Consider the following 17,357-nt stretch of genomic DNA (forward strand, 5'->3'; position numbering starts at 1 on the left):
TGCACAAAAAAACCGCTCCTTGTGGGGAGCGGTTCATTTATTAAGTCAAATACTAGCGCAGAGCGTCTGCTTTCAGCAAATCTGCTTTGTCAACGCGTTCCCACGGAACATCGATGTCTGTACGGCCAAAGTGACCGTAAGCAGCTGTTTTACCGTAGATTGGACGGCGAAGGTCAAGCATCTTGATGATGCCTGCAGGACGAAGATCGAAGTTGTTCTTGATGACTTCAACAAGAACTTCCTCATCGACTTTACCTGTACCATACGTGTCAACGTTGATGGAAACCGGGTTTGCTACGCCAATCGCGTAAGCAAGTTGAATTTCGCATTTGTCTGCAAGGCCTGCTGCAACGATGTTTTTCGCTACATAACGCGCTGCATAAGCTGCGGAACGGTCAACTTTTGTAGGATCCTTACCGGAGAAAGCACCGCCGCCGTGACGAGCGTAACCGCCGTACGTATCAACGATGATTTTACGACCAGTAAGACCAGCATCACCTTGAGGTCCGCCGATAACGAAACGGCCTGTTGGGTTGATGAAGTATTTTGTTTCTTCGTCGAGCCATTCTGTAGGAACGACTGGAGCGATAACATGTTTACGGATATCAGCTTGGATTTGCTCCAACGTAACTTCTTCTGCATGCTGTGTCGAAACAACGATCGCATCTACACGTACAGGCTTGCCGTCTACGTACTCGATCGTTACTTGCGTTTTACCATCCGGACGGAGGTAATCCAAAGTACCGTTCTTACGTACTTCCGACAATTGACGCGAAATACGGTGAGCAAGCGCGATTGGAAGCGGCATAAGTTCAGGTGTTTCGTTCGAAGCAAAACCGAACATCAGACCTTGGTCGCCTGCACCGATATCTGGGTTTTCTTGATGAACGTTCTCTACCCCTTCACGAGTCTCAAGGGCAGCGTTAACGCCTTGCGCAATGTCAGCCGATTGCTCATTAAGCGATGTAAGAACCGCACAAGTGCTGTAATCGAAGCCGAACTTAGCACGCGTATAGCCGATATCCTTAATAGTACGGCGAACGATTGCAGGAATATCGACATAATCCGCTTTACTGCTGATTTCGCCGATAACAAGCACCAAACCGGTTGCTACCGAAACTTCGCACGCTACGCGCGCATACGGGTCAACCTCAAGAAAAGCATCCAATACCGCATCTGAAATTTGATCACATATCTTATCGGGATGGCCTTCTGTAACGGATTCCGATGTGAACAAGTGACGTCCTTTAAGTGACATCTAATCTCAACCTCCTACAGCTTTCAAAATTCTAAGTATGATGAATAACATGCACAAAATGCTGGGACTCTATAAGAAAATGAATACCCGAAAATGGGTTCTATATAATGCCCAACGTTTCGATTCCAAAAAATGAACCTTTTCCGACGTTGAAATCGGAAAAGGTCTCATGAATACTCTCTAAAACAGTATGATACCGAAACTGTCGCTTTGTGTCAATGGCAATAGTCAGCTAACTACGATAGCCCTTTGAGGACTTGCTCTGCGCGCTGGACGAGCAGCCTTGTCATATTACCGCCTACCGATCCCGCATCTCTTGTCGCAAGCTGCGACCAATTGACGTGGCCACCTGAACCGCCTGTTCCTCCAAGCTCTGTGCCAAACTCCGTATCCGCAGAACCGGCTGCATATCCACCCGACATAAGTCCAAGCTCTGCTGCAATTTCATACTTCATTTGATTGAGCGCTTGTGCACATTCCGGTACAACTTTACGGTTACTTCTCGACATGATAAGCACCTCCTGATGGGATGCTTATAGTTTGTTCCGGAATGCGCGGTTCAAAGCGGATAACTTGTTGTCAGATCGGGTAAAAATAACTATTGCTGGACTTGCATTTCATAATCCCCGCGAACAAGCACCGTTAATCCGGTCTTCTGTCCAACCTGTGGCGTCACACCACGGCCGCCGCGCGGGAACAGAATGAAATGATTATTAGGAACAGGTTTACCGTTCGTAATGTCTGCACCATCCGTCAGATCAGATATCCCATTAGCATCTGAACTGTAGGCCATCGCTTTGCCTGCACGAACGATAAATTCAGTACCATCTTTAGCAACTAGGCGCTTCCCAACAGGAACAGTAACAACTTCTACTTTAGATGAACCTCCGCTTTGCTCCATTTCTTCACGGAAAGCATCGAACATCTCCTGGAGTTTCTTATCGTCCGTACCCTGTCCGTTCTGTTTGGCCAGCTCTGCCTTCACAAGTTCCGCTACTTGTTTATCAATGTAGCTTTTCGTTACGACTGGGTCGTTGACGGAGCCTGGGGTATCGCTAGTGCTGTCACCATTTACTTGATTAGTCACCAAACTAAATACAACTAATCCGACACCAATAATGGAACAAAAAACTGCAAACTTCACGCTTCTCTTCAAGAATCCATTCACCTCATAACTTCATTACCCGTTTGTCATCGCCTGATTCAGCACTTTTGTCGCAAGCAGTTTCTTTTGACCTTGGAACTGATCATAGACATTTACGGTAAATTCTCGATAAATAATGCCCCACAGCTTCTCATCTTCGAACGAAACAGATTCTTTAATGTCTTCACCGATTTTCAGCGCGCCATTGCCTTTTTCCAATTCAAACATATGCTCGAACTTGTTATCTCTATCGACTAGTTCGACAACTAATTGATGTGTTCCTGCCATTTTCTCGTATTCAACGGTTTTGGCAAGATCGTATTCAAAGTCGATATTGAGCTTATACGCGTCCTGAAGCGATGGAGACAGTTTCGTCATCGACAATTTATAAGGATTAATGACTAAATTCTCGAATGTCGATTGAACCGTAGTTGTCTCAGCCGGCATTTCGTATTGAACGGCATTTACATACCCATCAGCTACTCCATCCGGGGCAGTGAGTTGGCCAGTAGTGATACCTTGACCAATGATGAGCTGAACACCGGTTAGATCATAATTCTCAGGGAAACTTGCGTAAGCCATAACAAGATTGAGTTTATTCGGCGTTATCTTATCCTTAATATTTTGGAAGTTTGCCGGAACATAGTTGCCATCTTTCGTCTTAAAATAAGCCTGCAAATTCGCTAAATTCGCAAAACGCTGCTCTAAACTCGAATAGTCAAACTCGGCATACAGAAGTTTAGTATCCTCATCCTTATTAAAGTACGTATGAGTTTGAGTAACTTGCAGGCTGGCTTTCCTGCCGATTCCCGAAATATTAAGCTGAGCAGTTGATTTAATTACCGGAATCTTCAATTGAGTGTTCTTCAGTTGGAATGTTCCGATCGGCGTTGAGCCAGAGCCAGCATCGCCTTCACTTTTCACTTCAGACAAAGAGACTGTAACATCACTAGCTGCAAAGGTATATGGCACCTTCGTGCTTACTATATATGTGGTATAGGAGTTTCCGCCAATGGCAACGATCTGTTCCGTCTTGATGAGCTGGATATCTTTATCATCGACCTTATAGTCGCCAAGTTGAATAGATGCTTTCAAATTAGGCAACGATTTCACATCAAACTGTGTATTCTTCACAGTAACAAGTGCATTAATCATATCCTGTTCGCCCCAAGGCAATCGTTCCGCACGCAACAATGAGAATTCAAACATTCCTTGTTGGGTAACGTATTTTATTGGTGCGGTGCTAATATTCTGACCGCTTGATTTAGGCGGTACTTGGAATAGACCAACCACATAACCCTTTTTGTTCTCTTCACTTGTTTTCTTTACGATAAGCTTGAGTGAATCCGTCTTAATTCCAGCAGGTAAGGTGAATTGCAAATACTGTTCTTTCTCGATTCCCGGGGAAAGTTCTACAGCCGTTGCCTGCGATTGTTTCGCCGGATACATGGCGCCTGTGCTGGTTAAAATATAATAGCTGTACGTCGGTAAGCTAACAGATGATTTGCCTGCGTTATTGAAGTTTAAGTACAACGATAAAGATTGCGTCTGCGCATCTTGATTGTAAAACGCATCTCTAATTTTCGTCGTTACCGCATTGCCTTCAATGGAAAGCTTGCCCGATTTGCCCGGCTTTACATAGACCTGTTCAAGCGAAAGCGGCTTTACGGTATATGTAGCGATCGGGGTTTCGGTCTTTGTTTCTTCATCCGAAGAAGTAACGATTAATTGCATGTTAGGATCGATCTTCGTAATGGGCAACGTGCCGTATAGCTGAATTTCTTTAGAAGCACCTGGTGCAAGCTGCTGGTCGCCACCTGCATCTGCACTTAGCTTGCTCAAGGTTCCACCCGAGCGCTTTATGTAAAAATTAAGATTATTCAAAGAAATGGTTTGGGAACTGTAGTTAGTGACTCTGTAAACAAGAGCACCTTCAAGCTGGCCACTAATGACAGCGAATTGAGATTTAGCAAGAATACTACTCATCTTCTTGTTACCAATCTTTACAACTTTACCAGTTGCTGCTGGAACAATGGGATTAAATGTGGAAGGAACCGCAACTTGACCAATAGTTCTCGTATAGTTTGCTTGGCTGAAATCCCATTTGATGAGTTTGAACGAAAAGTCAGATAAATTCAAATTCGGATTCACTTTAGCCGTAAAATGGTAATCCGTCGTCGTTTTTGCTACGACCTTTGTCTTCTTTGCATCTTGTTCATTCATTTTAATCGAGTACTTTGTACCCTTCTTTGTCCACAGCTCCACCCAAAAGTCGGAGAAGTCCAACTCTTTATTAGAATTGTTATATACAGATACGGTGAAATAAGCAGTCTTCTCGTTATCGCCGTACAAGAATTGCAGATCCGTTACTTGCGCGGTACTTCCCCCGCCTAAACTAAATGCTTTGATATTATTCACGACAGCTGCAGCTGCAAATGCATGGTTTGGCTGTGTAAGGTCTGCAACCGGTAATACAAATGTTGAAGCAAGTAGTAAGGAAAGGCCCGCACGTTGAATTAATCGCATCTATTCATCATCCTTTTTTAGATTCTACAGTTATAGACGGATATTACGTCGAAAAGTTTCTGAATATAAGAAAAAACAGGACCGATTGCTCGGTCCTGTTTCTCAGAGAGTTGAGTCTCTATTAAGCTTTAACAATAACTTTGAAGGAAATTGTTTTGCCGCCAACTACAGTAGTCACTTGGAACGTGTTACCTGCTGCAACAGCTGTGATAGCTTTGCCATCAGTTACGTTTGTGATGTAGTTTTTGTAAGTTGGTTCAGTTGCACCAGTCAACTCAACGCCGTATTGGTCTACAGCTTTAACAACTGCGTTAACCAAAGTGTTAACTTTAGTTGCGTCGTTAACGCTAGCTACGCTTGCGGAGATTACGTTAGTATCTTCTTTAATGAAGGCGCCGGATTCAACAACTTCAAGAGTCGATACGGATGGAGCAGCTGTAGTTACTTTAGCAACTTTAGTCAATACAACCGGACCGTTAGCACCTTCAACAACTGCAGTTACAGTTACGTCTTTAGCGCCGTCAGTGAAGCCAGCAGGTGTAGTACCGAATGCATTGAATTTGTCGCCAGTTACAGTAACTTGAGCATCAGTAGCTTCAACATCGAACCATGCTGTAGGTACAGCAACTTTCGAACCATCAGCCAACACACCGTTTACAGTGATGTCTTTTTGGTAGCTAGTGTTTGCTGCTGCTGCAGGAACATGGTATACAGTACCGATATCAGCAAGCTCGTAGGAAGCAACGTCTGCTTTTTCTACTACTTTGGAAGTGTAAGTGTACTCGCTGTTTGTTACGTCAGCACCAGCAGCAGTAACCAGTTTCAAAGTAACAGTGGACGAACCTTTAGCCAGAGCGTCAACAGTAACATTAGCAGCTGTTAGGTCGAAGAAACCTGTAGCGCCAACTGCAGTACCAGTCAATTTCACTTTAGCCGCATCGGAAGTCGATACGTAAACTTTGTAAGCACCTAATGCGATGTCACGGCCATATTGATCTTTAGCAACTACATTGTCTTTAGTCAATGTTGCTGCAGCGTCTTTAGCGAAGTTTTTGTTGAAGTCTTTGATGCCGGAGACTACAACTGGTTTAGCTGTCGCTTGAACGTTAATTGTCAGTTGAGTTACTTTGTTAGTACCAGTGATGATAGTTACGATTGCAGTTCCTTCAGCAAGACCAGAAACTTGCAGTTTTGCAGTGTTCTTAACATAGTCTTGAACGAAGTTGATTGTACCGCCACCAGTTACGGATTTGCTAGTTACACCTGCAATCAGGTCAGCAGCATTTGTAACCGCTGCGCCGAATTGGTCAACAGCTGTGAAAGGAATGTCAACTGTCTCACCAGCTACTGCAAGTGCAGGAGCGGAAGCAGTAAGTGTATCAACTTTAACAGTATCTTTTACAGCTACATCGAACGAAGTGTTTTTACCAGTAGTTTTGGAGATCATAGTGATCTTGGAAGTACCAGCAAGTGCAGTCGATACGCCAGCTGTTTCTGGAAGTTGTACTGGAAGCGATACATAAGTTGTACCGTCGATAGTTGTAGTACCGAAGTCAGCTACTGTTACGCCGCCAACAACTTTAGTCAACACGCCGGAAACCGATGGGTTGCTCGCGCTAACCAATACATCGTCTTCGAAGTATTCTGGTTTCGAAATCGAGTTACCGTATTGGTCTTTACCAGTTACGATTAGTACCCAGTTTTGGGAGTCATTCTCGTTCTTGGAAAGAGTTTTGCCATCAGCGTTGTACAGTTTATCGATTGTCAATTCAGCAACAGCTGCTTTGTCAACCACTGTCAATACTGCGGATGCGAAAGTGTTGCTGGAAGCGTCAAGTGCGCTTACTGCTACTTTCTCGTCTTTTGCAAATGCTGCTGCAGCACTCAGAACTAGGCTGCCGTTAGTGTTCAATACTGCAGTACCTTTACCAGCAGTTACTGTTACAGAACCTGCTTTAGAAGAAGTTACATCTTCACCGTATTGGTTAAGAACTTTAACTGTAGTGTAAACTGTTTTAGCTGTAGCGTCTGCACGGTCGATAACCGCTTTGTCAGAAGCGAACTCGATTTTCGAAACTTTCTCATCTTCTGCAGTTACTTTAGCGGAAGCAGTTTCTTCACCGTTTTTAACGTTTACAGTGTACTCGCCTTTAACAAGGTTAGAAGCGAATGCAAGTGTTGCAGTTTTCTTGTCAGTGGAGAAAGTTACTTCTTTAACGTTTACTACTGTACCGGAAGCGTTCTTAACTTCGAAAGTTGCTTTATCAGAAACTTTGTTAAGAGCTACGTCGATTTTCTTAGCGCCTGCAACTTTAGCAGTTGCTGCAAGAGTTGCATCTTCTGGTTGTGCAAGATCGTAAGCTACGTCTACTAGTTGACCGCGAGTTGCGTTCACTTGGTAGGAAGGAAGCTCAGGAAGCAAGCCAGCTTCGATAGCTGCTGCTACGAAACCTTTAGCCCAAGCAGATACTTTACCAGTTACTGCTTTGTCAGAAGGCTCAACGCCTGCTACCAAGTCAGCTACTTTAGCGATTTGCTCGATTGTTACTTTACCGGATGGACCGAATTTGCCGCCGCCAAGACCGTTAAGTAGGCCAGCTTCAGATGCAGCGCCGATAAATCCAGCTGCCCAGTGAGTTTTTGCTACGTCGGAGTAAACGTTAGCTGCAGAGTTTTCTGCAAGCTCGCTCAACTTCGTAAGTACTTTTGCAAACTCAGCGCGAGTCATTTCTTTGTCAAGACCAGCAGAACCGTCTGGGAAACCGTTGAAGATACCCGCTGCTTTAAGTGCGTCAAACTTTGCTTGTGTGGACAATTCAGTTGTAGTTGCGCCGTCAGCAGCAAATGCCACCGATGCTGTAGATAGAGTCATAGCTGCTGCTACGAGTAAGGATAAACTTTTTTTCATAACCTTTTTGTCTCCTCCTATATAATGCTTAGTTTCTTTAGAGTTTTGTTTAGAATATAGATTGCTCGTTTGTCTCATTGGCCGATTCACCCCCTTTCACGAGTTGAGCAGATTTAGTATAAATAATGTCTGCTAGAAGTATTCCTTGTAGGAACCTGTCGCAGAATCTTGTAAACAAAAGTTGACAAGAAAAATCTGGTAGAGTCTGAACACCACTATAACATTATACAATGGCCTATTTCTAGCGTAAAGAGCAATTTGAGAATTAGTTCCAAGTTCTCCGCTACGCTTCATCAGCTTTCCTGTTGCCTGGTTCATGTAATTAAACGCACAGGTTTCGAAAAAGTTGCGTTGTCAGGAAAAGTTTTTTTGAAACTTCTTCTCTAACGCTATTTAATCGAATTTGTCGATATGCCACATGAACTAGAACAACTTGTCTACCACGTTGTTTATTATAAGCCGAATGTCCTATATTCGTCGATAGATAACATTTCCCATGTAAAGATAACTCTAGCAATCGTTTGAAGTACTTGTAACAAAATGAAAGCTGCCCGGAATTCTCCCGGGCAGCACAACCATACCAACTTAGTTTAGTTTAGGAAGTCGCTTGAGATCAGCTAGCATTTTGCCGATAATGATAGCCGCATCGGAACGAAGCAGGCTGGATTTCGGTTCGAACGTAAAGCCTTTCTTCGGATCAGCAGGGTCTATCGGAGATCCCTTGATGTATCCCTTCTTGGCAATCGCAAGCACAGACGATTTAGCATAGTAGTCAATGTCCGCGTAATCCTTAAAGGTTTTTTGTAATGCTTTATCGATTTTATCAGGATCCGTATCGAGCTTCAAGTTAAGTGCTCTTGCAAGGAAGACGGCAGCATCTCCGCGTGATAAGTTTGCCGTTGGCTCAAACGCGCGCGGCTGTGTACCCCGGATAATCCCTTCACGTGCTGCGGTCTCGATCGTACTATAATCCCAAAGTGCATCTTGATTGATGATCGGAGGCACATCGTCAAAGTGAGGCTTGCTCAGCTCATAGTTAAGCGGAATATTAAGCGCCTTGACGATCATACTCGTAAACTCACCGCGAGTTGTGTACATATCAGCTCCGAAATCATCGAAGTTAGCCGCATTCATGACACCCTTCGAATAAATTGCTTCTATATAGTTACGCGCATACGGATGGTTCGTAACATCGGAGAAGGAGTAACCCATCTTAGCCACGACATAATATCCGAACTGGTCGAAGGGAACTGTAATGGTGTTCTTCTTCGAATCTACCGTACCGCCAAGGTTCACCCAGAACTTATTCTTCACGTCGTAACGGAATACAGTTACAATCGTTCCTGCTGTGTTCCGGATGCTTGGATCGAAGGAAAGTGTAAGCGTGCCGCGCTTGGAAGCAACAAGCTCACGGTCATCTGGTCGATCGTCATAAGTAGGAATCTTCGTATCTCCAGGGCCTTTCGCTCCAGGATATTGGTAAGGATCCACACCCATTTTGAGCGGGTCATAGTTTGGTGTAGATATATCGTCTGCAAGCCCGGCATCAATCCAGTAGACAGGACTGGACTTAACGAAGCGAGTTGGGAACGATACTCTGAATCTTGTGCCGAAATTCTGCATGATCAGATCAAAATCGGCTGGTGGATTGTCGTATTCACGGCGATCTACAACCCCATCTTCAGGGTTTGCAATGGCGAATAGGAGCTTATGGCCAGTGAAGATTTGGTTCTTCAAATTAGCCGGTACATTGTAATCGCGACGAATGAGCGCAGTTCCTTTTGGGAAAGTTAGCGATACCGCACCGTCAAATACTTTGTTCGAGTTCTTCATGTCATCCAACAACTGTGCGCCCGGTATGTTCGTTGGCGTATAGGTAACCTCAATAAAGTTACTCACTTTGTCGGAAGCACTCTCAATCGTAAAGCTGATTTTGTTTACGCCTGGTTTAAGACCTGAAATGGTAGCCTTAAAAGCGTTCGGATATTCAATACCGTTTGCCGGGGTGTTATCCGCATCGTAAGCGAATTTATCAGCTGCTTGTTTATTGATCGTGACTTTATTCGCACCTTTGGCATTGATAATGACATCAACGTAGTTCTTGTTGACGATCCCTTCTGCAGGTAAGTACGGGCGAAGTATCTTGTATGGTAGCACCGTCGGGTCAACTTCTAAACGATATGTCGCCTTCGGTCCGAGATCCCCACTGTTATACACATTGAATAGATAAACGCTGGAGCTTCCATCTGCGTTCAGCTCCTGTTTTCTCAGGAGGAATTTAAACTTCTCCGTAAGAACGTCATATTGGACTACCAAATTTCCATTGATACTGCCGTTTGCCGGAAACATGCCTAGTGGCGAATCCCCTTTAACAACTTGGAACGGATCGCTTAGTTTCCATGTAATTGGGGTCGTGAGAGACGCACCGGTGATTTTCAAAATATAATCGTCAGCGACTTTATGGCCGGATGCATTCACAGCTAGTAATGACGCCATTTTAGCTGCTATTTCAGTCTCATCGCCTAGATCAATGAAATCAAATGTACCAAAGACATTCATGAATGGTTCAGTTGTGGTGTAGATGGAACCTGTCTTCGGGAAGTTAAGATCATTCAAAATCGGCTTCGGATTCGTAATCGCATCCTCGAAAGTAAACGGGAATATGCCTATCGTATCCGGAGCTGGAATAACCGGAAGGTTCGTCGGTACTTTGTTTACCTTAACGACCTTCTCATAGTAGCTCTTGGAGCTTTGGAAAACAAACTTAATTTCGTTCTCGCCATTGAACATCGCACCGAGTGCATTCGTCAATTCAGTAGGCTTAATTTCAAATTCAGTGACGTCTGTGCCGACTTTTACAAGAGGAAACGGTACGTTATTGATGTAAAAGTAAACAGTACGTGGTCCTAATGTATTGTCATATCTGATTTCTGACGTATTATTGATGTTCTGCAGAACACCTTTGAAGTTACCCAGACTGTTCGTGATAATTTCAGTTACCCGCACTGTCGGGTCCAACGTTGAATCATCATAAACGGTCATACCATCGAAGATTTTATTAAAGCTGGCATAAGGACCATAAAGCAGCGTAAACTTCGCGGATTTCGTATCGCCGCCAGCCACTTTCACCGTAATAGTTTGCGTCCCCTCAAACGGCATTCGGTAAAACTCCAATATAAATCTCTCGAACGTTTGCGGTATACCGTTAACCGTTCTCGTCACGAACGATTTATCGCGAATGGCGTACTCACCTGAACCAAGCGATTGTCCGGGTAATGGCAGCGGCACCTCAGTTGGGTGTGCAGTAGGAGTATCGCTGTACAAGTCGTCAATATCAGGGACGGTAATAGTCGAACCTGTAGAATTGCCTACCAGCACCTCAATGCCTACTGGCAAACCATAGATGTTCTTGCCTTCGAGCGGCGTACCTTCAATGCCTTGATAGCTTGTAGGTTTATATCCTGCCAGGTAATTGATTTGACTGACAAACGGCTTGTTCTTATCACGCAGAGAGAAGTAGAGCGCATCTGTGCCTTGTTCAGTCGGTGTCAAGTTCAAATGAGCGTTCTCTTCATTGTAGCCGGTTAGCTTGACGTTATATAAGGTGTCCGTAATTAAGGTAAGTGCATTTGGAACTCCGAGATTAATTGTATAGTCATAAACAAAGAATTTATCCGTATTCGATGGATTCCCAACCGCCTTTAGGCTTGTCGTAAGACTGCCTGTAAGATCAGTATAAGTAGGGTCCCCTGGCTTCTTATAGCCAGCCTTCAACCCGGTCAATGGCGCGAGCGGATTCGGATGTGGCACTTCAATCGTTGAAGGCGGGTCGGCATAGTAGCTGTTCGGCACAATGACTTTACCCGTCAATTGCAGGTTATGAGTCGTATCAATTACAAAATTCGGGTTGTACTCCAGCGCTGCTGACTGCACAGAAACACCCGCATTCATTTCATTGATATTGACATCGTAGAACGTCACGCTTCCGTTGTAGAACGCGATGTCACGGGAGGTTTCGATGACTTGCGTTCCGTTCTTGATGCGGATCGTAACTTGATTCTTTCCTTTCTTCAACGTAATCGGTGCTGCTGCAAACGAATTGTTGTTCGCGCTGTTTACCGAGTACGTTTTACTGCTTCCATTCACAACAATCGTCACTTGCTGCGCATTCGGCGCTTTACCTGTAATGCTAATATCCGCAGTGTTGCGTCCGCGCGAGGTGGTGGACTGCACGACAGTCGTTCCATTATCCACAATTGGAAAGTTGTTTCCGTCCAGGCTTGCGGTCAAATCATAAAGCATCGGTCCGTTTCGATATTCGACGTAAATGGAGTTCGCTACTTCTCCTCCGCCTTGTGTCCCTTTAAATGTGATTTTATTAAGACCAGGAAACAATTGAATATTGAACACTTGCAAGCTGAAACCGTTCACCGAAATGTTACTGGTTAGATTCTCACGAACACTTCCGGGTTTGTCCGGCTTAGTCGGATCAATGATTTGCGACACGCTGTAAGATATCGATGTCGGGTCCACATTATTTAGCGTCCCTTGAAGTGTAATACGCTCATCGGTTGTTACTCTCGGGGAACCAATTTGATCGCTTTCACTTGGGAACGTAAAATTGCCTGTCGCTGCATGAGCAGTCTCAATGCGATTGGCAGGCACTAATTGAATCACTAAGGCCAACATAATAAACAACGCAACTAATTTTCTGATCACGGTGAGCCTCCTCCACTTCAATCCCATACACATAATTTGATGTATCCTTTTTATCGGCGCTAAGCCCCCAAAAGTTTAGACAAGAACCAGAAATCTAACGGGTAAAACCCCATACAAAACAAAAAACTCCGCTCCCCGTAAGGAGCGAAGTTTTTATTTAACTTATTGTTAATTATTTCGAGCGCGATTGTTCGGTGCCCATCACTAAACGCTGCAAGAAGTTAAGCAGCGGGCGGCGGCTTTTATCCACAATCCCGATAAGCTCCGCACCAATTTGGAGAATGAACACGAGAACGAGAATTACTCCGAAGGTAATCCAGTTTGCAGCATCGGATTGCACGATCGTCGATTGCAGCACTGCGCAGATCCCGAAGATCGATGCGATTCCGTAAATAATCAAAACGGTACGACGGTGGCTGAAGCCAAGCTCGCGTAGACAGTGATGCAGATGACCTTTGTCCGGCGCGAAGATAGGTTTCTTGTTCACCCAGCGGCGTACGATTGCAAAGAACGTATCCGACAAAGGTACACCAATGATAAGAAGCGGTGTAATGAAGGAAACCATCGTAACCTGCTTAAAGCCCATCATGGATAGTGTTGCAAGCGCGAATCCTAAGAACAAGGAACCGGTATCCCCCATGAAGATCTTCGCGGGGTGGAAGTTGTAAACCAAGAATCCGATAACGCCGCCAAGCAGCAAGGCGCTTAGCAAGATAACCGGTGCAGAGCCCATGAACGCAGCCATTACAAGAATACTGCTGATCGCAATACCGGACACGCCTGCCGCCAAGCCATCAAGGCCGTCAATCAGGTTGATCGCATTCGTTACGCCCACGATCCAGATAATGGTAAGCGGGATACTGATCCATGCCGCTATCGGCTGCATCGCATCGCCGAACGGAATGTTGACCAGGTCAATCTTAACGCCGAAGCCGAGTACGACAACGCAGGCCGCAATCAATTGGCCCAGCAGTTTTACTTTTGCAGATAGTTCGAAACGATCGTCCAGTGCGCCGATAATGACAATGATCGTGCCGCCAACAAGCAGCGCATTAATCAAGTTCAAGTCGTAGCTGCGCAGCAAGCCTTCCGGAATGAAAGGTTTCACTGCAAAATAAGCACCGACAAAAGCAGCATATATACCCAGGCCGCCAAGCCGCGGCATTATTCGTGTATGAACTTTACGATGATTGGGCTTGTCAATTGCCCCGATTTTGTTAGCGAATTTAATGACAAACGGGGTAAGTGCAAGTGCAAGACATAATGAAATAATAAATCCGATTGAGTAGAGTACGACCTGAGTCATTTCCATCTCCCTTTCATAGCTATCGCCGGATTGAATTATACGCTGTTTGAAAAAGAAACTCCACTCTCATTTTCAAGCAATTTTCACGGAATTCCCCTTTAAATCGCTTGCTTGGTCGAGTTATTGCGACATTTTCTTTCTCGCACAGCGCATTCGCTACATTTTTCGGCCATATATCTACACTTTAGTAGCTTTCGTGTTTGCTGGGGAGAGGGAGCATCCATATATTGATTAACGTAAAAATGTAGAAATTTGTTTCGCTGGAACACGCGCTTCTTCTTTTAATTGTGAAATGGCCTCATGATGAGCGGCGCGCCACCCTTGCGGATCGTCGAGCAGCTTGCCGATCGCCGATACGAAAGCTTGCGGATCAAGCGCTTCGGTCGTCCCGATTGGCCTTAGATTGATCCGGTTCAGGAACTGATCAATCTTCGGATCATACGATAGTCCGAGCATCGGAACGGACTGATTCGCTGCGTAGATAAGCGCATGCAGGCGCATGCCCAGCAGCGCGTCGCACCGGCTGACCTCCAGCAGCATGAGCTGCGGGTCATCGCCGGGCTCGGCAATCTCGGCTACGCTCGCGCCGAGATCGCCGAGCTGTTCCATCACCCATCGCGACGCTTCCGCGTCTGATGGGGTGTGGAACGGCAGGAACCGCAGCCGCACCGCCCGGCTGCGGGCCAGCGCGCCAAGCGCGGCGGCGACGCGCGCAAGGTCGGCGCCGTCCTTGCGCCAGTGGCGCAAGGACACGCCGACCACCGGCAGCGGCGAAGTCCCCGCCGCAGCCTTCTCCGCGTCTGCGCCAAAACCGCCGGCCAGCACCTGCGCGGCCGGCAACGGCAAAGCCATGACCGGATCGGGTACAACGTCGATCCGCTCACGCGGTACCCCCATCCGCCCAAGCAAAGCGGCGGATTCCGTGTCCCGCACAGAGACATACGCGCTGCGGCGCATGACACCGCGAATCAGCCGGTCCATCCACCGGCGATTCACGGGGCCAATCCCTTGCGCGTATGCAAATGTGGGCTTCCCAAGCAGCTGAGCCAGCTTGAGAATGCCCGTATAATAAGGAATCGTCTTGGCACCTGTTGCATCCTGCAGCAGGCTGCCGCCGCCGCTGATCAGACCGTCGCTGCCGCGAATAGCGCGAACGATCTCACCGAGGCGCATCCGATGTACAGCTTCTACGCCATACATCGAAGTCGTCCAAGCGGGATCAACGGACAACACGATCGGCACGATGCGAAGCCCCTGCTTCACACCCTCTTCGTCCAGCGCGAACAAAATCGACTTCAGCACCGCTTCGTCACCGCTGTTGCGGAAACCATAGTAGCCGGAGATGACTACACGCCGGACTTGAAGCCCTGTTTCAGTTGTGCGATTCGTGGTGCGCATCGTTTCCAAACTCCTTCCCCAATCTGCCACACGCCGATCATCACAAGTCCAATCAACGCGCCCAGTACAAGACCAAGCAAATCACGGATAATGGAAATCGGAAGCGGTGTATGAATATGCGCGAATGTGTCCACCATAGACAGCTGACCTATGGAACCTACAATAAATAATACCCACGCTGCACGATATCGAAGCGCAACGAAGAGGCCGAAGAAGAAGAGCGGGTGCGAGAGCAGAAACTCTTTCGTCCGCGGACGAACGCCGAAGGTCGACTCCAGCACATTACGGAACGATAGCTCAAGGGAGGAAGCTTGTCCTTCATTACCTGTACGGGACAGGTAATAGAGAGCCATAACACCCAATACGCCGGCTACGCCCACCCAGAGAACGGTAATTTGCATCTTCAACAGCTTGCGCAAATTGCCGATCACGGATTCACCCGTATACAGAAGCAAGTACAGTGCAACGAGTGCAATCGGAGCGAGATGCAGCAAGCTTACGCCGCGGAACTGCTCCAGTACCAGCTTGTAGGTAATATTGTTCAAGAGACCCACGATAAACGGAATTCCGCTCATGGAGATAACCGATGTTGCAGCAAAGATGGTAATAGCCATCAAGAAACGGCGTCCTGCGCTAATGCCCGGGAAGAACCAACGTACCTGTTGGTCGCCTCCGCCCGCTACGCGAGTCGCAGAAGCATCCGCCGCACCGCCGATCGGTCTGCGGTTGCCAACCGTGTGCGTCCGTACGCGGCGGATCGCCCAGATCATAGCCAGCGTTGGCGCACTGATTGCTGCGCCAAGCGCAAGTCCTTGCTCGAGAATCGACTTCGAAAGCACATATAAGCCTGCGCTGCCGAGAAGTCCAAGCACGAACACCGGAATGGCTACGCCAGGTAGGAACGCGCTGATCAGCAGTGTAATGAAGGCAACGGCGCCGAGCACCACGACAGCTTTAAGCGGCTTATGCCATGACGGCGATTCGTATTCGAACGGCTGCGGGCTGCCTATCGCAAAACCAAGCTTGTCCATTTTGGCCAATACGCCGTTCTTGTCTTGCATGGCATCATACAAATTTTGAAGCGGATCGGTGATCATCGATTTCACCGGATTGCTCGAAGGCGCTCCGTTCAGATAGAACATCCGAATGCTGCGGTCCTTCGCAGCAAGCTGGAAGCGATCTGCGATCTCTTCCGGCTTCATCGATGCCGAATCATTGTCTGAAAGCGAATAGAGTCTTACTACATTATAATGAGTCAAATAGCCGAGCGTGTTCATGCCCTTCTGAGGCTTAGAGTTCTCGATTGCCGCAATGCCGATTCCATGCTTATTCAGCAGCTCTGCGAATTGGTTCAAGCTCTTCAGCTCGGCGTTGTCCGCGAAACCTTTGACGGCATCGCCTTCAAACAGAATGCGCGTAACGCCCAATTGTTCAAAACCGCTAAGCATCGCATCTACCGAAGCGGCATCAAACGGCATGCGGTCCGACAAACGCGGCACGATCGTAAAACCAGCATCGTGAATCTCTCCGAGTGCAATCGGATCCGGAACCAGCGGCTTCAAGATCGCATTCTCGAGCGGCGTTTCCAGAATCAAGCCGCCTTGTCCTTCATAGCTCCATGAGGAAGTCGCAATGCCCCATTGTTTGTAGGTCGACTCCAAGATCGGACGAATGGCTTCCTCATCCTTGGCGCTAGAAAACAGCACATACGTATAATTATTATCTGCTGTAGCCGTTTTCCCTTGCAGCTCGCTTGCGCTGGCGGAATTGTATAGCGTCAAGCGGCCTGCCCAGCTCAGCTCTTGCAGCGAAGACTCGAATACCGCCATCGCCGTAATGCCTGCCTCATGCATTTTGGTAAGCTCATCCTTCACGAACTGCTTCGGATGGGCTTGATAAGCGGCGATTTGGACTAAGTCGCGGTAATCGAACACCATCTGAACCTTGTCGGAGGTTTTTTCCATTTTCCAGCGCGTAGCGCCGATAGGAAGCGCTGCAATCAAACCTAATATCGTTAATACACAAAGGACAAACGTTGCTTTGCGATTCCATTGTTGCCAACCAGTTTGCACATCTTCCACTCCTTAACATTCTCCGT

General features: G+C 46.8%; 9 protein-coding genes. All 9 read right to left on the reverse strand.

Annotation, left to right across the window (positions count from 1 at the left end; translation table 11 throughout):
- Positions 1 to 52 precede the first annotated feature (52 nt).
- Positions 53 to 1,258, reverse strand: coding sequence for a methionine adenosyltransferase (gene metK / locus AC50Y3_RS13770; RefSeq protein WP_091225004.1), 1,206 nt, complete (start codon positions 1,256 to 1,258; stop codon positions 53 to 55).
- 236 nt (positions 1,259 to 1,494) lie between these two features.
- A complete protein-coding gene (locus tag AC50Y3_RS13775; protein WP_494819307.1) occupies positions 1,495 to 1,767 on the reverse strand; it encodes an alpha/beta-type small acid-soluble spore protein in 273 nt (90 codons plus the stop codon).
- An 89-nt stretch (positions 1,768 to 1,856) separates the two neighbouring features.
- On the reverse strand, positions 1,857 to 2,414 hold the full coding sequence (locus tag AC50Y3_RS13780; protein ID WP_494819308.1) for a hypothetical protein: 558 nt from the start codon (positions 2,412 to 2,414) through the stop codon (positions 1,857 to 1,859).
- Positions 2,415 to 2,438: 24 nt separating this feature from the next.
- Positions 2,439 to 4,928: a hypothetical protein gene (locus AC50Y3_RS13785; RefSeq protein WP_494819309.1), complete on the reverse strand. Its 2,490-nt coding sequence runs from the start codon at positions 4,926 to 4,928 to the stop codon at positions 2,439 to 2,441.
- A 121-nt stretch (positions 4,929 to 5,049) separates the two neighbouring features.
- On the reverse strand, positions 5,050 to 7,914 hold the full coding sequence (locus AC50Y3_RS13790) for an S-layer homology domain-containing protein (RefSeq protein ID WP_494819310.1): 2,865 nt from the start codon (positions 7,912 to 7,914) through the stop codon (positions 5,050 to 5,052).
- Between the two features lie 507 nt (positions 7,915 to 8,421).
- Positions 8,422 to 12,555: an S-layer homology domain-containing protein gene (locus AC50Y3_RS13795; RefSeq protein ID WP_494819311.1), complete on the reverse strand. Its 4,134-nt coding sequence runs from the start codon at positions 12,553 to 12,555 to the stop codon at positions 8,422 to 8,424.
- 172 nt (positions 12,556 to 12,727) lie between these two features.
- Positions 12,728 to 13,867: a glycosyltransferase family 4 protein gene (locus tag AC50Y3_RS13800; protein ID WP_494819312.1), complete on the reverse strand. Its 1,140-nt coding sequence runs from the start codon at positions 13,865 to 13,867 to the stop codon at positions 12,728 to 12,730.
- Positions 13,868 to 14,092: 225 nt separating this feature from the next.
- Positions 14,093 to 15,259: a polysaccharide pyruvyl transferase CsaB gene (gene csaB / locus AC50Y3_RS13805; protein WP_494819313.1), complete on the reverse strand. Its 1,167-nt coding sequence runs from the start codon at positions 15,257 to 15,259 to the stop codon at positions 14,093 to 14,095.
- Entirely contained in the window at positions 15,208 to 17,331 is a 2,124-nt protein-coding gene (locus AC50Y3_RS13810) for a DUF5693 family protein (RefSeq protein ID WP_494819314.1), read from the reverse strand. The genes csaB and AC50Y3_RS13810 overlap by 52 nt, the downstream gene beginning before the upstream one ends.
- Positions 17,332 to 17,357: the final 26 nt, after the last annotated feature.

The organism is Paenibacillus sp. J22R98, assembly GCF_059383835.1.